General features: G+C 31.3%; 18 protein-coding genes and 2 pseudogenes. 1 reads left to right on the forward strand and 19 read right to left on the reverse strand.

Going from position 1 to position 20,165, the window contains the following annotated elements; genetic code table 11:
- Positions 1-291 precede the first annotated feature (291 nt).
- The 12 genes from V4D31_RS08655 to V4D31_RS08710 form a co-directional block, all read right to left on the reverse strand.
- On the reverse strand, positions 292-582 hold the full coding sequence (locus tag V4D31_RS08655; RefSeq protein ID WP_353686040.1) for a hypothetical protein: 291 nt from the start codon (positions 580-582) through the stop codon (positions 292-294).
- 6 nt (positions 583-588) lie between these two features.
- Positions 589-1,722, reverse strand: a complete 1,134-nt coding sequence (locus tag V4D31_RS08660; RefSeq protein WP_353686041.1) for a hypothetical protein — start codon at positions 1,720-1,722, stop codon at positions 589-591.
- A 246-nt stretch (positions 1,723-1,968) separates the two neighbouring features.
- Positions 1,969-2,814, reverse strand: coding sequence for a hypothetical protein (locus V4D31_RS08665; RefSeq protein ID WP_353686042.1), 846 nt, complete (start codon positions 2,812-2,814; stop codon positions 1,969-1,971).
- Positions 2,815-2,818: 4 nt separating this feature from the next.
- Positions 2,819-3,040 carry a hypothetical protein gene (locus V4D31_RS08670; RefSeq protein ID WP_353686043.1) on the reverse strand — a complete coding sequence of 74 codons (222 nt, stop codon included), beginning with the start codon at positions 3,038-3,040 and terminating at the stop codon, positions 2,819-2,821.
- Positions 3,015-3,581: a winged helix-turn-helix domain-containing protein gene (locus V4D31_RS08675; RefSeq protein ID WP_353686044.1), complete on the reverse strand. Its 567-nt coding sequence runs from the start codon at positions 3,579-3,581 to the stop codon at positions 3,015-3,017. Before V4D31_RS08675 ends, V4D31_RS08670 begins: the two co-directional genes overlap by 26 nt.
- 81 nt (positions 3,582-3,662) lie before the next feature.
- Positions 3,663-4,136 carry a hypothetical protein gene (locus tag V4D31_RS08680; protein ID WP_353686045.1) on the reverse strand — a complete coding sequence of 158 codons (474 nt, stop codon included), beginning with the start codon at positions 4,134-4,136 and terminating at the stop codon, positions 3,663-3,665.
- Positions 4,105-4,383, reverse strand: coding sequence for a hypothetical protein (locus tag V4D31_RS08685; RefSeq protein ID WP_353686046.1), 279 nt, complete (start codon positions 4,381-4,383; stop codon positions 4,105-4,107). The genes V4D31_RS08680 and V4D31_RS08685 overlap by 32 nt, the downstream gene beginning before the upstream one ends.
- Before the next feature lie 40 nt (positions 4,384-4,423).
- On the reverse strand, positions 4,424-5,773 hold the full coding sequence (locus tag V4D31_RS08690; RefSeq protein WP_353686047.1) for a helix-turn-helix domain-containing protein: 1,350 nt from the start codon (positions 5,771-5,773) through the stop codon (positions 4,424-4,426).
- A gap of 93 nt (positions 5,774-5,866) precedes the next feature.
- On the reverse strand, positions 5,867-7,375 hold the full coding sequence (locus V4D31_RS08695; RefSeq protein WP_353686048.1) for a hypothetical protein: 1,509 nt from the start codon (positions 7,373-7,375) through the stop codon (positions 5,867-5,869).
- 212 nt (positions 7,376-7,587) lie between these two features.
- Positions 7,588-9,321 (reverse strand): hypothetical protein, encoded by a 1,734-nt coding sequence (locus tag V4D31_RS08700; RefSeq protein WP_353686049.1) that lies wholly within the window; start codon positions 9,319-9,321, stop codon positions 7,588-7,590.
- A 195-nt stretch (positions 9,322-9,516) separates the two neighbouring features.
- Positions 9,517-9,789, reverse strand: a complete 273-nt coding sequence (locus V4D31_RS08705; RefSeq protein ID WP_353686050.1) for a hypothetical protein — start codon at positions 9,787-9,789, stop codon at positions 9,517-9,519.
- 130 nt (positions 9,790-9,919) lie between these two features.
- A complete protein-coding gene (locus V4D31_RS08710) occupies positions 9,920-10,393 on the reverse strand; it encodes a hypothetical protein (protein WP_353686051.1) in 474 nt (157 codons plus the stop codon).
- A 367-nt stretch (positions 10,394-10,760) separates the two neighbouring features.
- On the opposite strand from V4D31_RS08710, the gene V4D31_RS08715 reads away from it, so the two are divergent.
- Positions 10,761-12,128 carry a deoxyribodipyrimidine photo-lyase gene (locus tag V4D31_RS08715; RefSeq protein WP_353686052.1) on the forward strand — a complete coding sequence of 456 codons (1,368 nt, stop codon included), beginning with the start codon at positions 10,761-10,763 and terminating at the stop codon, positions 12,126-12,128.
- A gap of 69 nt (positions 12,129-12,197) precedes the next feature.
- Here the strand turns inward: V4D31_RS08715 and V4D31_RS08720 are convergent.
- The 7 genes and pseudogenes from V4D31_RS08720 to V4D31_RS08750 all read right to left on the reverse strand — a co-directional run bounded on the left by V4D31_RS08720 (position 12,198) and on the right by V4D31_RS08750 (position 20,151).
- Positions 12,198-12,602, reverse strand: a pseudogene (locus V4D31_RS08720) (transposase).
- A 3-nt stretch (positions 12,603-12,605) separates the two neighbouring features.
- Positions 12,606-12,758: a hypothetical protein gene (locus tag V4D31_RS08725; RefSeq protein WP_353686053.1), complete on the reverse strand. Its 153-nt coding sequence runs from the start codon at positions 12,756-12,758 to the stop codon at positions 12,606-12,608.
- A complete protein-coding gene (locus V4D31_RS08730) occupies positions 12,733-13,299 on the reverse strand; it encodes a winged helix-turn-helix domain-containing protein (protein ID WP_353686054.1) in 567 nt (188 codons plus the stop codon). Before V4D31_RS08730 ends, V4D31_RS08725 begins: the two co-directional genes overlap by 26 nt.
- Positions 13,300-13,318: 19 nt before the next feature.
- Positions 13,319-13,480, reverse strand: coding sequence for a hypothetical protein (locus tag V4D31_RS08735; protein WP_353686055.1), 162 nt, complete (start codon positions 13,478-13,480; stop codon positions 13,319-13,321).
- The gene (locus tag V4D31_RS08740; RefSeq protein ID WP_353686056.1) at positions 13,470-16,592 is read right to left on the reverse strand and encodes an N-6 DNA methylase; all 3,123 of its coding nucleotides are present in this window, start codon (positions 16,590-16,592) and stop codon (positions 13,470-13,472) included. Before V4D31_RS08740 ends, V4D31_RS08735 begins: the two co-directional genes overlap by 11 nt.
- 49 nt (positions 16,593-16,641) lie before the next feature.
- Positions 16,642-16,940, reverse strand: a pseudogene (locus V4D31_RS08745) (nucleotidyltransferase family protein).
- A complete protein-coding gene (locus tag V4D31_RS08750) occupies positions 16,927-20,151 on the reverse strand; it encodes a helicase-related protein (protein ID WP_353686057.1) in 3,225 nt (1,074 codons plus the stop codon). The pseudogene V4D31_RS08745 and the gene V4D31_RS08750 overlap by 14 nt, the downstream one beginning before the upstream one ends.
- Positions 20,152-20,165: the final 14 nt, after the last annotated feature.

Consider the following 20,165-nt stretch of genomic DNA (forward strand, 5'->3'; position numbering starts at 1 on the left):
CTTAATAGATATATTTCTTTTTTCATTTTCTAGGCTTTATTTTATATCTAAGGTTCAATATAAAACAGAGTGGCTATACCACCTCCTATAGCATAATCTGTGATAAACCCCTTTTTGTTTAAGTTCATTTATTACCTCAAGGGTTTTTCTCATTGTTTATATTACCTTCAATTATTTTAATTTCTTCCTCTGTTAAATCATAAAATTTATACACAAATTGGTCAATTTGAGCTTCAAGTTATTTTTTTTATTTTTTGATTGCTTTCTTAGTTGCTATTAGGGAAAGATTAGTTAACTTTGTTCTTTTTTATCAGGAGTTAACCATGAAGTTTCCTTCAATCCTTTCTTCAACCCTTCCCCTTTTTCCGTTAAAAGCGCAGCTTTTGCCCATTGTTTCTTAGAAAAATTGCATATTATATAACAAAAATCAGGCTTATCATAGTTATAACTTCGAAATATCGCTACTTCATCACCAGATTCCCAATTAGAAATAGATTTTTCGTCTTGGAGGAAAAATGTAGTATCATCTTCTAATGTTATGGAAAAATGCCACCAACGCCAACCTTTTTCTTTAATTTTCATTAATATTTACTTTTCGGGATATGCAGGTGGTAACCACGGAACTTTAAAAATTGATAAATAATCTCTTCCTTGATATACAGGTGTAAGTGATACTAAGTAACCTCCTTCGATTAAAGCGAAAGCCTCTTTAATTACTTCTTCTACTGCATTACGAATTTCTTCAAGAGAGATTGAAACGGATATGTCAAAACTCTCACGAGAAGGATGAGCAATATATTTGTCACAAATAATCCATAATTTACCAAATATTAGCTTCAAACAAATTAATTCAATAGATTTATTTATTGTATTTAAATTTGTTAATATGTTGTTATCGATTTCATCAAGTTTTTTCTTAATATCTGGATAATATTTATATAAACAAAGATCTAATGAGGTTTTATAATAAGCATCTCTCTCATTTTCAGGTAAATTTTCAGGCAAGATAACTTCTTCGGGATGTTCCTTTTCGACTCGCTCATAAAGATGTGTTTCTATAGAATTAAATAATCTTATCCTCTTTTCAATAATCTCTTGATATTCCTTTTTAGCGTTCTCAATTTTTTGTTTCAGCCCATCTATTTCTTCCAACTTCTCATTTAAATCTTTCCTATTTAAGTTCTCAAGTGACTCTATCACTTCTTTTAGTTTTTCTTTAAGATCATTCACACTTTTTCGAAAGTTGTCTATTTCATTTTTAAAAATTTTAGCAGTCTCAGGAGCGAAAATGTCAAAAATAAAATTCTCAATGTTTTCATGAGTTCGGCATTCTTCTAATATTTTAATTATATTCTCAATAAATTTTTTAATTGTGAATTCTCTTATTTCTTTAAATCCACACATCACATGTATTAAATTGTTAATTTCTTTATTATTGTTAATTTCTTTTTCTTTCTCCATTAATTTCTCCATTAATAAGATGGGTAAGTTTATATCACCATGTCTAAGGGATATTGCGGAGGGTTGTAGATATTTTCTTAATCTCATCAAAGCAGCTTCTATGTAGAATCTACGAATATGTTCAATAGGAGTAAGATCCATTGAGTGTAGGTTAGGATTATTTTTAAACATCCAAATAATATCATCTAAAATTTGCCAGCTAAAAAATGTATAAAATATGTCATTCCACATAATTTTCCATTTATCCAGCTTCTCATTCATGTTCTTCTCCTTCAATTATCTTTATCTCTTCCTCTGTTAAATCGTAAAGTTTATAAACCAATTGGTCAATCTGTCGTTATATAGATCTTCTTTTGAATCAGGAGCCGCATCATTTATAGATAAATTAAAAAGATCCAATCTTTCAAGTCTGGTATCGATATTAATATTATTTTTTCTTTCTTCTTTATAGGGCTCATATTTTTTATTATCGCCTTGCTCTCTTATTCAATTCTCCTCAAATTTGATTTATCGTACCATAATTTTTAACAGTTGAAAAATTGCGGCCTGTAAAACTTGCCAACATATTTTAGCTGTATGCTCATCGGGTTTAAATTTTGATACCTGTTGTTGATATGGATGAATATAATTCCTAAAATCTCTTAATACGTGACTAAACTTTTTAACATCTTCACCGAGTAAACCAATAGAGTGTGCAACATCAATAAAGTTTGCAAGTGTCCAATCTTGAAATTGCAAAACTTTGCCGTCTTTTTTGGGACTAGATGTTGATGAATTAAACTCTTTAGGCATTTTTTTAGCAATCCCTAGCAGAATCCCTTCAAGAGTGCTACCACATAAAAAAATTACTGCTAATGATGCTTTTGCATTTAAACATTTTTTTATTTCATCAATCCGTTGACTTAAAATTTCTGTAATTGAACTATCAAGGCCGAGTTTATTAAGCTGTATCTCCTCAAATTCTTGATTTAAAAAGACATCTTCGGTTATAATCCGTTGATTTATTTGTGGTATACCTAATAATCTGTTAGCAATTTTTTTGCATTCTTCGTAAAGTTTATTTTTTCCTTCTTCTATTCTTTCATTATTCAGTAGTGTCTTCGTCTTCCAATATTCCAATAAATCACTAATTAATTTCCCGACAATAGAATCTGATTCCTGTTCCCAAAAAGCGCGAAGTCTATTTGCCTTAGATCCACCCCTATAAGAGTATTTTTTATGGTATATATCTTTTTGAACACTGCTGAATACAAACTCTTGAAAAGTACGATTAGAAAAATCAAGCACATAACCGCTTTCCATCCGAAAAAGCCTTTCTAATTTTAGTTTATCAGAATAATTTAATGTTGCCATAAAGTTATCTGTTATTTTTTTTATTATAACTTGCTACAATTTTTATTTCTTCCTCAGTCAAGCCGTATAATTTATAAACCAGCTGGTCAATTTGGGCTTCAAGTTCTTTTACTTTTGCTTGCTTTGTTTGGTCTGTTTCATAGTCAGATGATTGGGTGAGGGAGAGGATTTGGGAGACAAGGGATTCTATCTGCTTGGCTTCAGGTTGTGCTTTTGTTTTCGTCATAAAATCTTCTTCCCTTTTCAGTTAATTCCCAGATACCCCGTGGAGAATCAGATCGCAACAAACCTTCATTAACCATAGTGTTCCTTGCCCATTGAGCAGTATTTTCCCATCGCTTCTGTTTCGAATTAGAAGGAAGGGGTTCATAATCATATTTATTTAAAATATTCTTCATTTTATCATGCACAAGTTTTAAAACATCTTTCATTTCTGCTTTTCCACCGAGTTCAATAAGCGATTCTAAAATGGGTATTACAAATTTATCCTCAGGGGTTCTCAAACCGTGTTTTAACTTACTTTTTACTCCCCTTTTTTGAACCTTCACAGACACTCTTTCACTAAAAATTGTCTGCCATTCCTTTTGAAGGGATTTAACCTTTTCCCTGAAAGATTTAAGACGCTCGCCATATTCAATAAGTGATTTTGCTTTATCAAAAGCTTGGGCTTTAAAAGCCTCTTCCCCTTCCTTGCTTATGACATTAAAGACCTCTTCAATCTCCTCAAGCAAGATTTCAAAAGCAGTGTTTACTTCGTTTTTATTCATAAAATACCTCCTCCTTCAATTATCTTTATCTCTTCTTCTGTTAAATTATAAAGTTTATAAACCAATTGGTCAATTTGGGCTTCAAGTTATTTTATCTTTTTGAAACATTATAACACCCATATATGTTTTAACATTTTCAATCTTAATATCTAGATAATTGAGTTTGAAAGATTTGATAAGTTTGTTTTCATTTAATGGTGGATGTTCTTCAAAAATGAAATTCAGAAAATTTCTGATTTCATCGCCGTCCGAATAAACCATAAAGAAAGGCATTATTATATTGAAAAACATCTCCATCTTTCTCTGAACACCAATACCATCAAAATTCATTATTCTCTTTACTGCATCTTTTGGTTCTTTATTATTTAGTTCCATTTTAATACGCTCTAAAAAGAAATGAACAATACCTTCTTCAATTGTTTCTGATAGAAGCATTGATATTCCTTTAATCCTTTTCTCAGGAAAGTTTGCTGGTCTTATAGCCTTATAGTTCCAGACGGATTTATCCATCTTTAAAGAAAAATCAAAATCCTCTGGCAATCCTTTTTTTATCATCTGTAAATCCTGCTCTATATAAAAGGGCTTTTTCTATAATTTGCCTTTCCTTTAATTTCTTTATTTCAGCATAAGGAGTAATGAGTGCAAGTTCTAAAAAATTTACCTTATTACTAGGATATCCAAGAGAGAGCATAATTTCTCTGTATAATGCTTCATCAGGCAGGGCAATTTTTAACAAGTTCTGCATCCTCTGTTTTTTCCGTTCAAGCCAGCGGTTGCCAAGTTGTGAAATATCCATCTTCATAATGTGCAATTATTGTGCAATTGATGTGCAATATGTGCAATCAATGTGCAATTTCATAGAACGCTCCCGCACCTTTTTTACCACTTTCTTTTAATATTCCTTTGACTACTAATTCTGATAGATCCTTATTTGCAGTGTTTCTATGGCAATCATTTATTTTCTGATATTCCTTATTTGTAATCTTTCCTTTTTGTTTTACATACATAACTGCCTTTATCTGTCTTTCATTCAAGCCCATTTTTCTTAAATTCTCTTCGGTGTAAATATCTTTATAGAAGATTACAGAAAAAGCTCCTATGCCTTGCTCATAATTGATGAAATCTGGTTCTGGCAATCCGCTTTCTTTACATAGTTCTACCATCTTTATAGTTCCTGAACCCCATGATTCTATCAAACCAGCGTAATAAAAAACAGTTGCTATTTGAGGGTTTCTTTGATTTGCCTGATGCTGTCTTTTTAAATCATCAGGAGTCAAAGGAGGCATCAGTTTTCCTAAATTCCAAAATTCAATTTTATCGTCAAAAATTTTGATTTGTATCGGAGCAGTTCCGAGGTAATCTTTATGAATTAAAGCGTTGATCACAGCTTCTCTTAATGCATCAAGAGGATATTCCCATATATCGCGTCTTGCAAGACCTTCAAGTGAAAAATCTTTGACAGAGGTATCAAATTTTACACTTATATGTTTTTTAATTGCTTCTACTGTGTGGTCAAGTTGCTCAAATAGGTTTCCTTCAATAATTATTGTGTCCAAAATATCTATTGGGGTTTTAAAACGACCAACCTTTGTGTAAGCAGATGGAAAATAAAACTGGGGATTTTTACCAAACAGTAATACTGCTCCACGGGTTAGCTTACCATCTTTTGTATATAAATTGAGTTTTTTGAGTAGTTCTTCTTTTGACTTGATACTTTTTATCAAGGGTAAGCGAACTTCTGCAAGAGAGATGAATTTTTCTATGGTTTCGTCATCTAAATCTTTCTCTTCTGCGTCAGAAGGGAGTTTATCCCATGTTTGCCCCGATTTTTCAAGCAGAAAGGAAGAAAGTTCCAAACCTGTGAGCTCTTGCGTTGTGGAGCCACTTCTTACAAATATTTTCCCTTCATAAAAAACAGGAAAGGTGGAAGGCAAAACTTCTATGACGATAACATCTTTCCCTTCTTGATTTTCAACACTTACAAAAGGTGTAATAAAGAGCTTGCTTTTTATTTTGTTTGGTATATCTTCAAGCAACTTTTTCGCATCGTTTACCCCAACAATTTTTCCTTTATCGTCTATCCCTATGTAGAGTTTCCCTCCCGATGAATTCGCAAAAGCACAAACTGTTTTCAAATTTTCATCAGACCATCTGGATTTCAGTTCTACATTTTGATTTTCTTTCTCAATCATTTCATCACACGCTCTTTGCTTGCTCTAATTTTGTTTTTACAAGTATGAAAACTGTCAATCGGGCTTCTTTTGTTCTCTTACTTTATTTAATACTTAAACAAAAATTGTAAAAATATTTCTGGATACAGCTAACGCTTTAACTTGATTATCTGCAGTAATTAAAATAGCGTTGTATTCAATACAGGTATTTATAATTAAATCATCCTTCTCTTGTGAAGTAAGCTTTTTAAATTTATCTGCTCTAAATTCTCCAACCTCTTTAAGTTTAATCCTGCCTATTGAAGCAAATTTCCCAAGTCTTTTAAATTCTTCTTTACCACCAGATGTATCACATTCAAATCTAACAATGCCAGGGATTAATATTGTAAAATCCTCAAAAAAACTTTTTTTATTCAAAGCTTTTGAAATCAAACCTCTATTAATTATATTGCTATCGGGGATAATGAAACCACAATAATATCTTAATGTAAAATCCAAATTTTCTATTGTATTATTACAACTATGACATTTAGGAATAAATCTATCATCTTTATTAATAAGTTGAACAGATCTTGAAGCCGTTCCACAATGAGGACAAACTACGGATAAAGCTCTAATATCTAATTTACCTAAATTAAATTGTTGCTTAAAACATTCAGTGAGAAGATCTTCATTAAGGGGGGGAATTTCTTTTCTTATTTCTTCTTTTTTTCCTTCAATTTCTCTGACTGATGAATATGAGCGCCTGATAAACCATAGCCAATCTTTACCAGATTTATACCATTTTTCAAGCCATTCAATAGTTTGCCCATCCCCAGCATTCCCAGAACCTATTGATAAATTTTCTATCTTAAACTCCTCTTTTTCATTTATGGTTTTAATTACCATTTCTCTATTCCTTTTTGCGATTAATGAAGCGATTCGTGCTTCTAAATATTTATCATCTGCTTTTTGAGAAACTACAATTTCCGCCCCTTTCTGTGCTAAAAAGTTTAGGAATCTTCTTAGAGTTTCACCTATGCCATAATCATCGATCACTATTCTACACTCTTCTATAAGAATATCTCTAAAAAATGTATTGAGTATCCTTTGATAAACTACATCCATAATTTTGTTAATATTATATCTATCTATATCCCATGGAGGTATTTTTTCCTCTATAAATTTCAATCCCTTGTTTTGAAAATTAGCAATTTGCCTGAAAATTGTATCCCAGTAGTCAAAATTGTGTTTTTTCTTTGTATCAGCAGTGGATATGATTCTTTCTAATTCTGAAAAGAGAATACTTGGAATAATTGCGCCAACCAAATGCATATGTCCGATAATTTCGCCTTTCCCAGTTTCATCAAAACCTATAAGAAATTTTTTTGTAGGTTGTGTAAAGAGAGAACCAACTATAGAGTCAATGTAATTCCAAACATTTTCCACTGCAGGATCACGGGAGTTTGAAGGGGTACTATAAAGAGTTCCTGTTGAATAAAAAGTAAAAGTACTATCCGAAAATCTTACTCTCCATTTTTCAGAGATATTCTTTACTTTTTCTTCTTCGCCACCCATTTTTAAGAGGTATTCTCTTATGTTTTCAGCTTTTTGGTTATCTAATTTCCATTTTCTACCATTCATTTTTCTTCTCCTTCAATTATCCTTACCTCTTCTTCTGTTAAATTATAAAGTTTATAAACTAATTGGTCAACGGCTTGTTTGAGTTCTTTGACTCCTTCCTTTTTTGTGGAATCTGTTTTGAGTTGACTATAAGGCTTTTAACTAAGTCATTAAGCTGAGTCTTTAAGTTATTTTATCGCCTGTTTTCTGAAAAAGCAGGGTTTTCATGTAGATTAGATTTCTAATTTTTTAGAAAGCTTCCTAGGAACTTCTGGGCTTTGAAGTTCTATTTCAAAATGAGATAGCCTAATCTTATTAATTAATGGATATAATAGCACTATTATAAAGGGTATTGTTATTAGTATTATAAGCAGTTGAAAATCTTTTAAATAACTGACCTTCCCCAAAAAATATATGCCTCCCCAAAATATGAGAGTCACAACTCCAATAGGAATTATTTCTCTCCAGTGTTCTTTCCCTAAAAACCTTTTACTTTCCTTTGGAATACACGCTTGTGCTATTAACTTTAAAGCTGTTTCATTTTTAGGATCCAACTCTAAGGCTTTTGTAATGTTTTCTATGTATTTTTCAGTATCTTCTAACTTGTAATAAAAATAAGCTAATCTAGATTTTAAATCTGATTTCTGTTTGTTAGATAGATAATTTTCTTCTGTGGTTAAGCAGCTTTCTATAACTTCTCTTGCTTTTTCATAGTTTTTCTTTAAATTATAATACTTAGACTCTAATAAAGCTAAATCATATCTTAAACTTGCTCTTTCATCCTTGAAATTATTGCGGTCTATAATATCTACTATGTTCCAAAGCAGATTTAAGGATTTTTTAATATCTGAATTTTTAGATATATCTCCTTTTAACAGATCTATATCACAAAGTTCATATAAATAGTCCTGGAAATCATCTAAAAAGTATATCACATTATCAAAATCTTTATCCTCTAACTTCACCCCTGTTGCATTTTGAAGTATTTCATATGCTTCAAGTAAATATTTTCTGGCACAATCGTATTCTTTTAAATCCTTTTTCAGAATCGCCAAATTGTAATAAGGATAACTTGCATTTATTGTTTTGTATCTATTGCATTCGATAATTTTTATATCTTTGATATAGTATTCCTCGGCTTTTTTCTTATTTTCACTTTCGTAAATCATCGCCCCTATTGTATTGAAAAAAGTCCAGTATTCAGTTTTTTCTATTTCCTTCTTAAATTTGTCTTGTACACTAAAAAGATAGCTTTTAGCTTCGTCTAAAGTATCTTCATTCTCAGCTTTTATGTCTATTATAGCTTCTAAAGCAAAAATATTTACCTTATAAAACAACGACTTTTCATAATACTGAAGAGCTTTACTTTCTAAATCTAAAGAGGAATAAACTGTTCCTATTAAATAAAAAATTAAAGATTTCCAAATTGCCATTTCATCATGGTCTTCTTTCTTATCCAAGTACTTATCTGCAATTTCCTGAACATCCTTTAATAAATCTTTTTTCAATGACAAATAAGATGAGCATTCTTGATCAAAAGCATATAACTTTTTTAATGTCAAGAAAGATGGAACATTATAAAAAAGCAGACAATAAGCATTTAATCTAAGAAAATCACAGAAAGGTTCATCAGGTATTTTATTAAAAAAATGAACAATATCTTTACATAGGCTCAAAAATTCTTCAAAATAATCATTTTTTTCATGCTGTGCAAATTTTAAGTAATATAAGCTTGGAATAAAGTTAAATATATATAACTTAAGGTTAAAATGTAAAAGCCTTTTTTCTAAGTCGTCTTGGAGTTTGTTCAATTCTTCTTGAAATTCATCAAATTTACATAGCTCTAATAAGCTTATAAAATAACAGATCTTTAGTAGGTCAGATTTTTGGAAATCTCTAACTTCCTTAATAAAATCACTAAATAAGCCCAACAAGAACTTATCATAATTTACTTCATTTTTTATCATATCGCAACTCCTTATATCAAAGCATTCAAGCTGCTTGCATTCTCATTTATAGCACCCAATTGAATAACTATCTTTTTAGCTCCCATATCATTATCTGCTCAAGTTTCCTTCAATTATTTTGATTTCTTCCTCTGTTAAATCATAAAATTTATAAACTAATTTATCTATTTCTTTTTCAAGTTCTTTTTAATATTCTTAAAATAACCTTCTTTGTCCTAACTTTTGTTCTTCATAATAAATTTCTCTTTTAGTATAAAACTGATTCATTAATCTTTTCACATCATTAGGTTTTGTTTTTTCTCTTGGGAAAAATCTAATCATAACTCTTTCTGAATGTTTATATCTACTATTTATATTTTCTGGTTGTTTTATCATTCTTTGGAATAGTGGTAAAAATAAATCAAGCAATTCTCTCTTGTGCTGTGAATTTTTGCTTTCATTTATGCCGTGAAGTAAACTAACACACATACCTAAAATTAAATCACACAATTGTATTAGATTTGATCTTTTATCTCCACCTTCACTTTCTCTATGAGATTTAGGAAGAAATGTTATTTCGCTACATTTAAAAGTAATATTCGGCTCTGTAGTTTCAATCTTATATATGCAATGCCAAGGAAAATATCTGTGATATTTCTGCTGTCCTATTTCGTGATATATATTTTTTACAATAATTTGCTTGTCTGAAAAAAAAAGTTTTCAAAGCATAAAGTAAGGCACTTCGGAAAAAGCGATTATAAATACTATTGAATTCATCTTCTGTGTCAAATTCCTCAATGTTTAACTTTGAAATATTTATCCCTAAAGCATAAAAGTAAAATTTATCCCCACTTTTTGATGGATCTAAGATGTAATTAATCCATCGTTTAGCAATATTCTTGCTATCAGCATCATTAATCTCTACCCAACTCATCTCTTTCTTATAATCTACACCTAATAATCTATAAATTAGAGATTCTCCTGGTAGCAAATCAGAACTAAAAATTCTAGCTATATAATTACCTAGAAGAGGAGTGGTTAAAAGTAAAAGACCAACAAAAACAAAAAACACAATTAAGTCATAAATAAGCATACGACACCACCAATCTTCATATAGAAAATAGAAAAACTACAAAGATTAAAAACCTACAACCCATTATTAGCCACTTATTAATGATAACAAAAATTTTATATCACAAAGTATTATATTTTCAAACTATCACTGCCAATACCATAAACTACTCATTAGCACAAGGAAAAATTGGTAAATATGTATTATCAAATGAAAATTTGGAATAAAAGGCAAACTAGTATCTTAGATAAAATTGTAAGTTTATAATTAAAAAATACAATCAAAACTATTCATAGAATAGGCATACAACAGATTTTATTGTATATACTCAAATATAATACTAAGTAAATTTTGAAAATTTTAAAACGAATATCAATAATATTGAAGTATGTTTAGAGAAAGAACAAAAAAGCTTAATAACATGATGGAAAATACAAATGGAAATTATGTTGTTTATTGCATGGAAGCATCACAAAGAGAAGATTTTAACCATGTCCTAGAGTTTAGTATACATAAAGCTAATACCCTCAAAAAACCAGTTATAGTCGCATTCTTCATAACAGATAAATACAAATTCTCAAACCAAAGATACTATAGGTTCATGATAGAAGGTATCCTAAAAACAAAAGAAAAAATAGAAAACAGAGGAATAAGATTCCTAATCTTAAAAGATGATTTTGTAAATGGATGCCTAAAACTCTCTAAAAACGCCTGTTTGCTCGTACTCGATAAAAATTACCTAAAAACCCAAAGAATATGGAGAGAAAAAGTATCAAAATTCTCTAATGTAGCAGTATATGAAGTGGAAAGTGATGTCGTGGTACCAATAGAATACCTCTTCTCAAAAAGCGTACCCTTCGCATATATCTACAGAAATGCCTTGGAGAAAGTCTTAGATAGATTCTTATTAGAGGTTAAACCTCTAGAACCAACTATCAAATCCAACAATCTAGATCTAAATCTAGAAAATCAAATGAACTTTAATACAGTTGAAGACTTTATTAAAAATCTAAATATCGACAAATCTGTCAATTCAGTCGAAAATTACTACAAAGGCGGTAGCGATGAGGCCGAAAAACTACTTAAGATATTCATAGAAAAAAAATTACCCTTTTACAAAGAAAAAAGAAGTGACCCCACAGTTGATTATACATCAAAACTAAGCCCATACCTCCACTTTGGGCAAATTTCACCTTTAAAGGTAGTATTAGAAATCTTAAAAAACTACGACAGAGAAGATGAAAATGTAAAAGCTTTTATAAATGAGCTTGTAGTTTGGAGAGAACTTTCAAGAAATTTTACTTGGTATAACCCTTTTTATAACCAATATAAAGGAATACCATCTTGGGCAAAAGATACTCTAGAAAAACATGCTTCAGATAAAAGAGATTACATTTATACCTTAGAAGAAGTTGAAGATGCAAAAACTCACGATGAGTATTGGAATGCGGCACAGAAAGAGTTACTAATTACAGGAAAGATACATAACTATATGAGAATGTATTGGGCTAAAAAGTTGATAGAATGGACCGACCATCCTAAAAAAGCTTTTGACATAGCTTGTTATCTAAACGATAAGTATGCCTTAGATGGAAGAGACTCTAACGGTTACGGTGGAATTTCTTGGTGCTTTGGTAATTTCGACAGACCTTGGCAGGAAAGGAAAATCTTTGGAAAGATTAGGTATATGAGTAGTAGATCATTAGAGACAAAATTTAATATGAAATTATACATAGAAAAATTTAAAAAGTCATGAGGATAAGATTCTGCATCATCTTTTTTTTCAGTTCAAGCCATCGGTTGCCGAGAATATTTAAATCGGGTATCATTTTTCTGAATGATTATCCAATTCCCATTTCAATGGATTGTTGATAATATATTCACGGATTTTATTTAATACCTGTTCATTACGGATAATGTGCTCGTAATAATTGCGTTGCCACAATTTGCCATCAAAAGGTTCCTATCCATTGTTTTTTACATCGCGAATGTTGGGCATAATTATATATTGGTCGCATTGGATATCAGGGAATTTATTTGGTAATTCAAAATACCATTTTTCAATCATTTTGCCTGCATCGTTTAATACCATTTTACCATTCACCACATCGCCAAATAAACATTTCCTATTTTTTGTGCAAATCGTAATAAAATATTTACCTGGTTGCGAATAATCATATCCTTTCAAACGGATAGAACGCCTGTGATGTTTATTAGGATCGTATTTCATCAATCACACGCTCTTTGCTTTTTCTAATCTTGTTTTTACAAGTTTGGCGACTGCCCAGTAGACCTCTTTTCGTTCTTCTTCCGTCAAGCCAAGGGCATCAAAAATTATATCGTCAAGGGCTTTTTGATAATTAATCTTTATTTTTATTTGTTTCATAAAATTTTCTTCCCTTTTCTGTTATTTCCCATATACCTTGTGGGGAATCAGATACTAGCAAACCTTCATTGACCATTGTATTTCTTGCCCATCGTGCAGTATTTTCCCAGCGTGTTTGTTTTGGAATAGATGGAAGGGGTTCATAATCATACTCATTTAAAATATTTTCCATCTTTGCGTGCACAAGTTTTAAAACTTGTTTCATTTCTGCTTTTCCGCCAAGTTCAATAAGAGACTCTAAAATAGGTATTACAAATTTATCCTCAGAAGTTCTTAGACCTTTTTTTAATCTACCTTTCACTCGTCTTTTTGGGACTTTAGTTGATATTTTTTCACTAAAAAGCGATTGCCATTCCTTTTTAAGAGATTTAACTCTTTCCCTGAAAGATTTAAGTCGATTACCATATTTAGTTAGTTCTTTTGCCCTGTCAAAATCCTTTGTTTTAAATGCTTTTTCTCCTTCTTTGCTTATGATATTAAAGACTTCTTCTATTTCTTCAAGTAGTATTTCAAAGGCTGTATTGACCTCATTTTTACCCATAATAGCCTCCTTTTTATATCTAATCTCCTTCAATTATCTTTATCTCTTCCTCTGTTAAATTGTAAAGTTTATAAATTAGCTTGTCTATTTCTTTTTCAAGTTCTTTAACTTTTGCTTGCTCGTTTGATTTCACTATATGAGTTTTAGATTGTATGCGAATAGAGAAAAATTTAATTCTCATTATTTTCTCCCCCTTCTTCATCCCCACTTAACCTAAATTCAATTTCATAGTTTTTAATAAATTCTACTTCCTCATTTGTTAAGCCATAAAGTGGACCAATTATATCGTCAATCTTATCTACCAAATGTTTTGACTTTGCTATTTTATATTCCTTAAATTCATTGATATTAGCATATCTTTTTGTTTTTCTTATATTCGCATGTCTTTCAATATCTTGTAAGTATTCATCATATACTCTTTCAAGAGTACCAATAATTTCACTATTTAACTTCTCTAAAGGTATGGGAAAAGATTCTATTTCGTAAGATTTTAAATCTAAATTATTTGAATAAATCTGGTACCACCAGAAAAATAAGTTGCTGCTTAAGATAGCACCAATTGAATTTGCTATCTCACTATCAAAGTAAATAGCTTTCTCTTTTGTAGAATTGGTTGAGTAATTTGTAATAACTTTAAAATACCTTCCTCCTGTAGTGCGATAATAAATTGGTTTTCCTTTTTTTCTTAATAAATCTTTTATTTTTGTTTTAATTTTAAATAACTTCTCCAGTATATCTTTTTCTATCTTTAAGGAAATTTTGGGGTATCTACCGCGTAATTTATATTCTTTGACATCAATAAATTGAAGATTATTTGAAAGATCTTCTAACCTAAATCCCTTACCTTTACGATACATTTTTGTAAGCAGAATTTTTTCCGCAGGTGTAAGAGTTTTTATAAAGCTAATAATTGAAGTATTTACAACAGCACTTTCAAATACAGGTTGTGGTCTTACTGCGTAGGATGAAATCTTTATAATTTTGCAGTTATTTTCCAGAAGTTCATGTAACGAAACCATGGAGTCTGAAGAAGTGACAGAAATTGGCGTTATAAAAATAAGATTTCCATTTTTCTTAAGGATGTTAAAACCCCTCTCTATAAATAAAGCGAATGTATCAAAAGAACCTTTTTTGTTTTTGCTTCCCACACATCGGTAAAATCGTTTAAAAAAAGGAATAGCTCTGTCATCATATTTTCCTCCATACGGCGGATTAGCAATTACTATATCAAAGCCACCTTTCTGATGAAAGACCTCTGAAAAATAAACCTCAAAGTCAAATTCTTTATGTCCATTCGTAATTTCAAAAATCAACCTATCAATTTCTTTTTTTAATTCTTGCTTTTTAGTGGGATTTATCTCATTAAAGTACTTTGATTTTAACTCTTCAAGTTTTCTAAATGCGTCAGCATTAAATAAATTCTTCTCAACTCCTAAAAGCGAATTTCCACATACAACCTTATAATCAAGATTTGGAAGTGGTTTTATGTTATAAAAATCTTCTTCATCAACCACAAGGGAAAGCCAGAATCTTAATTTACATATTTCAACTGCTCCAGGGTCAATATCAACGCCATAAAGGGAATTTTCAATACAATGTCTTTTGATTTCATATGTGTTTAATTTCCTTTTAAGATAAATGGAAAGCAAACTTCTTAATTTTACAATTTCATGCATCATACCTATGGGAAAGGCACCAGAACCGACCGCTGGGTCGCATACCTTTATATCAGCGAGTAATCTGTCAATTTCTTCGGCATTTTTAATTATGCTTTCAGGCATTTTATGTTCATACTTTGTTTCTTTCTGCTCACCTTTTTCAATTTTGTCTTTCTTTTCAAGGGCGGTTCTTTCATACTCTAAAATTAAATCTGCATATTTTACAAATTCCTCAATATCTTCCCTTCTTACTTTTCCACTTAGTTCCGTTTCAAGATAATTTATCAAACTCTCTTGGCACATATAATGGACAATCTCTCTTGGTGTGTAATAAACCCCATATTCTTTGTTAAATTTTGTCTCTTCGCCTCTACTCCCAGACTTCAAAACTTTTACATATTCATCAAAATTATCCGGACGAATGGCATTCAGTTTTTCATAGATTTTTCCGAGTAGTTCAGGGTCAAGGGCAACCTCTTTTTCAAGTGGTTCTTCTTCATTTACTGTAAAATTATATCTGTCAAAAACATCAAGGATGCCGTCTCCTACATCACCTTCTTTTGTTCTGTTTGAATTTGAGAAAAGTTCATTTGGTAAAAGAATATCAACATTAACCCAGTCAAAATTATTTGACGGGTCAAAAAGACCACCATTCAAAAAAGGGATTTTACAATTAAATCTGCTGTAATAATGATCATCTGCACTTCTATCTATTCTTAACGCTTCATAAAAAAGTGGTTCAAGAATGTCATTATAGAAGTTTTTGTAATCTCCAAATTCTTTATTAAATAATCTCCTTATAAAATCTTTTGGACCTTCTCCCCAAGGTTTTCCTCTTTCAACGCCAAACCATCCTTTCTTTTGTAAGAAATAAAGAAAAACAATTTGCCCGAGAAGTTTTTTAGCAAAATCAACTGTATTAATGTTCTTCCGCTCAAATTCTTCTTTTACTTTCTTGTCTCTATTGACAATTTTATCAAGCTCAAGCTTTGTTCTTATAAAAATGTCTCTATATTTTTCAAAAAACTCCTTTGTGACAACTTCAACATCAAAGGCTTTTTCTAAATCTTCAAGCGTGGGCTTCCAATTATCATTTTCAAGAATTGGCAAAAATCTTGATTGAGCGGTGTGACTCTTTTCATTTTTGCCAACTAAGAATGACCATCTTTTTGCAGGGGTGAATTCTTCTACAGGTTTTGGTTTGCCGGGGATTGCCTCTTTAAAGTGGTAATCAAGTTTTACAAGAGAAAACCGCCAATCCTCTTCATTTGGAGAAACAAAGGCAACGAGGGCTGCATCTTTTTCTGTAGTTGTTCCAAGTTTTCCTCTTAAATACTCAGCAACAAAGTTTCTCTGGGCAGTTCGTGCCCTGTAAAGAGATTGTCCTTTTTTTAGTTTTACAACCAATATGTCAATCTTTTTACCGCCACTGCCTTCATAGCGACCAATTCTTTCCCAAGAGCTGATGAAATCAAGGTATCTTTCGGTAATCCCCTGTGTTCCATATCTCGGCTCAAGGGCTTTAGTCCTATCATAGCTCTTAAATAGATTGGCAATGAATTCTACAAACCTTTCTTTCTTAAAAGGATTTTCAAAAGTTTCAATTATCAGATTTTTTGCCTGTTCTCTATTCATCGTTTAAACTTCCTTTTTATTTCAATTGCTCTTATTCCTTCTTTCTTCTTCAAAGGAAAATTGCCTCCTTTAAAATATGCCTACTTATATGTGGTTTCAGCCCCTTTTTCATCACGAGATCAACCTTCACCCCAAGTATACGCTTAAAAAATTTTCTAAATGTACAAATTCAAGTAACCCTATCTCAGCACTTTCATCAAATCCAACAAGTATATCCAGATCGCTTTTTTCCCTCTGTTCTCCTCTAACATAAGAACCGAAAATTCCAATTTCTTTCACTTTATATCTTTCTTTAAGATATGGCTTTAGTTCTTTCAATTTCTCTTTTATCTCTTCAAGGCTTTTCATTTTCCCCCTCTGTTAAATAAAGTGATAGAATAACCTCCCTTTTTCCTTCTGTTATAGCAGAAGTCTCTACATAATGGCTTTTAAGAAAAACAGGTGAGATCTCCCTTTGTAGGGTCCCAATAACTTTCAATGGATTTTGAATGTCTTTTCCAAGTTCACTTAAGGCTTTAAGGGCTTTCTGAACTGTCTTTTTCGGTAATGAACCTTCTTCAAGCCGGTTTATAAGTTTTTTAAGGTATTCTTCCTGCTCCTCTGTTAATTGTTTACTATTTTTCTGTGTCACTTTAAGGATTTTAAGAAGTTTTGTTGAGCTATCTCTACTTTTCTTAGAACGGATTTCTATTATTTCCTCAATTGTGGCATTTAAAAATGCAGTTTTATTCTTATTAAGGAGTTCGTAATATTTTTCAAGTGGGAGTTTTGCTTTTTTTTCATCTGGGGAACTTTCAAGAATCTTTGCAGCTGTCAAAAAGTCAAATTCTAATGTGGATTCACCGTCCGATAAAAAGAATTTCATCAGTTTTCCCTTTCTGAAAAAAGTGAGCAAAGAATGAGGGGTTACATATTCCTTCAGGCTTTCTGAAAACACTTTTGCTGAACGGGCTTTCTTAGGAAGGCGCTTTATTTTCTCAAAAAGCTCAGGATTTTTATCTCTTATATCTTCAATAATCCTTAAATACTTAAGCTCGCTTTCTTCTCCATCGTCTTCTGTAATGGTTTTCTTTGAAAGGAGTTTATCAAATAATTCGTGGGATGAAACTGGCTCACCCTCAGTGAGTATAGCGGAATCTCCACCAAGCATGGTTAAAAACGCCTCTATTTTTGAGCGTGCAATATTGGTAAGTGCAATCTCTGAATCTGCCTGCTTTGTTGGGAAAAAGTTGAATGTGTAGATTTTATCAAAGGGTGTATCAATACGATTAACTCTACCAACCCTTTGAATTAGGCGGGTTGGATTCCAGGGGATGTCATAATTTATGACAATATTTGACCTGTGAAGATTTACACCTTCAGAGAGAACCTCGGTTGAGACAAGGATTCTGTAATCATCTTTTTTGTTCCTTACTCTTGCATCAAAATTTTCTATTACTTTATCTTTAACATTTTCTGAAGAGCCACCATGAAAAGATAGTGCTATCTCTCCAAATTTATCATTTATATTTTTTGTCAAATATTCTGCGGTCTCCTTTGACTCTGTAAATATGATTATCTTTTTGTCTTTCAAAATTTTATTGTTCTTCAAGTTGTCAAGCAAGGTCTCGAGTTTTGGGTCCCTTGTAATGGATTCCCAGCTGGATTTTATTTTTTTTAAAATTTCAAGGTCTTTTTCAAGATCTTCCTCAAATTCAGGTTTAAAATCAGAACTTGAATACTTTTCTGCTTTTCCTTCATCAATAAGTTTCTGGATTGCCTCATCATCACCTTCTTCCAGAAGTTCAAAAATTTTATTTATATATCCCTTACTAATCCAAACATTCCCATTTTCGTATTCTTTAATAAAATTCTCATAGGAACGAATAAATCTATCAATAGTTTTTCTGAATGCATAAAAACTACTCTCAAGGCGTTTAACAAGAAGCACTTTCATAAAGCCACCCATATTTCTTTGGGACTGGGCTTCAAGAGGTGGGATCCCCCTCTTTAAATAAAGTAAAGGAGTATAACGAGCATAGGTAAATTCCTGCGTTATTAATCTAACTGTTTCCATAAAGATTCTGTCTTCCTCTTCACTTAGCTGATAAAAAAGTGGCTTTGGATCCTCTACTTCTGGAAATTTGACATTATTTCTTTCCAAATCCTCTGCAAAGTATTTTTCAATTTCAGTTCTTGTTCTTCTAACCATTATGTGTTTTAAAACTTTATCACGGATTTCTTTGGCAATATCTTTTGTTATTTCAATAAATTTGTCATAATCTTTTTGACGGTTAACTTTCTTTAACTTATTTTCAAGTCTTCCGAAAAAATCTTCAAGATCTGGAACACCGGGAATATTGCTTTTTCTTGGATTTTGAAAGATTTTAATCTGTGCAAGAATATCTTTTGGCGAGTTATTATAAGGTGTAGCAGAAACTAAAATCACCCTTTTCCCACGACAGATTTCTGCAATGTCTTCATAACTAACTGTTGTTTCAGTCCTAAAGCGGTGTGCTTCATCTATAATAATGTTTTTATATTCTCTCTGATCTGTTAATGCTTTAGCGTCATCAAGCTTACCAATAGAGACAAACTCAGCTGGTATATGAAAATCAGCAAAAACATTTGGCCAGGAGCCCGGGTTATTTTTATTAAGCAATGCTGGTGGTGCGATAACAATGGTTCTTCCATCAAGTTGCCCACAGAGCATAGCGGTAACATATGTTTTTCCAAGTCCAACTACATCAGAAATAAATACTCCTCCATACTCTTCTAATGTTTTCTTTGCATTTAGAACTGCTTGCTCTTGATATTCAAATCTTTTAAAGTTTTCGGGTAGATATTTTATGAAGACTTCGTCAGTTCTGCTCAATTCATCTTTAAAATATTCGTATAGAAATTTTAGATAAAGCTCATAAGGAGTGATATTGTTGTTTACCCAGGTTTTTCCTTTTATTGTCTGGACATAGTTTTCAGATACATCAACCGCTTTTTTCCATAATTCTTCAAATCTCTCTTTTGCAAACTCATAATCAGCACGATTTTTCAGTTCTACATTAAACTCAAGGTTATCCTGAAGCCCCGCCTGGGTAAAATTGCTTGAACCAGTTATTACGCGTCCTACATCTCTATCGCCTTTCTTAAAAGTGATAATATATAATTTTGCGTGAAGATTTTGAGAAGGATAAGCTCTTATTTCAACTTTTCCATCGTTTATCCATTTAATGAATTTTTGAATTCCAACTTCAACATCTATACTATCCTCCGAATTGTCCATTTCTTCTATAATTCTGTTTTCGACTATTTGCTTCGTTTCTGCATGAGATAATTGATGAGATTGCTTAATTAATTCATAGCTTTCTTTATCTATTCCTATTCCTATAAGGATTCTTATCTTTTCAGTGTTTTCTAATGGTTTAGACAATAACTTAAATCCAGTAAAATGAAAATAAGCAACTAAACAATCAAAAAAACGGGCATCTTTTATTAATTGGACAAATCTATCCAACAAAGATTGACCCGGCTCATTAGTTATAAATGTTAAATCAAGAAGGGGGTTATTTCCTTTGTTTTCCATTTTTCATCAAATTC

The organism is Thermodesulfovibrio sp. 3462-1 (genome assembly GCF_040451425.1).
GTDB lineage: Bacteria > Nitrospirota > Thermodesulfovibrionia > Thermodesulfovibrionales > Thermodesulfovibrionaceae > Thermodesulfovibrio > Thermodesulfovibrio obliviosus.

Bases quoted from the DNA above. Each gene is read 5' to 3' on its own strand.
- V4D31_RS08655 (WP_353686040.1), bottom strand. From the start codon at position 582: ATGAAAATTAAAGAAAAAGGTTGGCGTTGGTGGCATTTTTCCATAACA.
- V4D31_RS08660 (WP_353686041.1), bottom strand. From the start codon at position 1,722: ATGAATGAGAAGCTGGATAAATGGAAAATTATGTGGAATGACATATTT.
- V4D31_RS08665 (WP_353686042.1), bottom strand. From the start codon at position 2,814: ATGGCAACATTAAATTATTCTGATAAACTAAAATTAGAAAGGCTTTTT.
- V4D31_RS08670 (WP_353686043.1), bottom strand. From the start codon at position 3,040: ATGACGAAAACAAAAGCACAACCTGAAGCCAAGCAGATAGAATCCCTT.
- V4D31_RS08675 (WP_353686044.1), bottom strand. From the start codon at position 3,581: ATGAATAAAAACGAAGTAAACACTGCTTTTGAAATCTTGCTTGAGGAG.
- V4D31_RS08680 (WP_353686045.1), bottom strand. From the start codon at position 4,136: ATGATAAAAAAAGGATTGCCAGAGGATTTTGATTTTTCTTTAAAGATG.
- V4D31_RS08685 (WP_353686046.1), bottom strand. From the start codon at position 4,383: ATGAAGATGGATATTTCACAACTTGGCAACCGCTGGCTTGAACGGAAA.
- V4D31_RS08690 (WP_353686047.1), bottom strand. From the start codon at position 5,773: ATGATTGAGAAAGAAAATCAAAATGTAGAACTGAAATCCAGATGGTCT.
- V4D31_RS08695 (WP_353686048.1), bottom strand. From the start codon at position 7,375: ATGAATGGTAGAAAATGGAAATTAGATAACCAAAAAGCTGAAAACATA.
- V4D31_RS08700 (WP_353686049.1), bottom strand. From the start codon at position 9,321: ATGATAAAAAATGAAGTAAATTATGATAAGTTCTTGTTGGGCTTATTT.
- V4D31_RS08705 (WP_353686050.1), bottom strand. From the start codon at position 9,789: ATGTGTGTTAGTTTACTTCACGGCATAAATGAAAGCAAAAATTCACAG.
- V4D31_RS08710 (WP_353686051.1), bottom strand. From the start codon at position 10,393: ATGCTTATTTATGACTTAATTGTGTTTTTTGTTTTTGTTGGTCTTTTA.
- V4D31_RS08715 (WP_353686052.1), top strand. From the start codon at position 10,761: ATGTTTAGAGAAAGAACAAAAAAGCTTAATAACATGATGGAAAATACA.
- V4D31_RS08725 (WP_353686053.1), bottom strand. From the start codon at position 12,758: ATGAAACAAATAAAAATAAAGATTAATTATCAAAAAGCCCTTGACGAT.
- V4D31_RS08730 (WP_353686054.1), bottom strand. From the start codon at position 13,299: ATGGGTAAAAATGAGGTCAATACAGCCTTTGAAATACTACTTGAAGAA.
- V4D31_RS08735 (WP_353686055.1), bottom strand. From the start codon at position 13,480: ATGAGAATTAAATTTTTCTCTATTCGCATACAATCTAAAACTCATATA.
- V4D31_RS08740 (WP_353686056.1), bottom strand. From the start codon at position 16,592: ATGAATAGAGAACAGGCAAAAAATCTGATAATTGAAACTTTTGAAAAT.
- V4D31_RS08750 (WP_353686057.1), bottom strand. From the start codon at position 20,151: ATGGAAAACAAAGGAAATAACCCCCTTCTTGATTTAACATTTATAACT.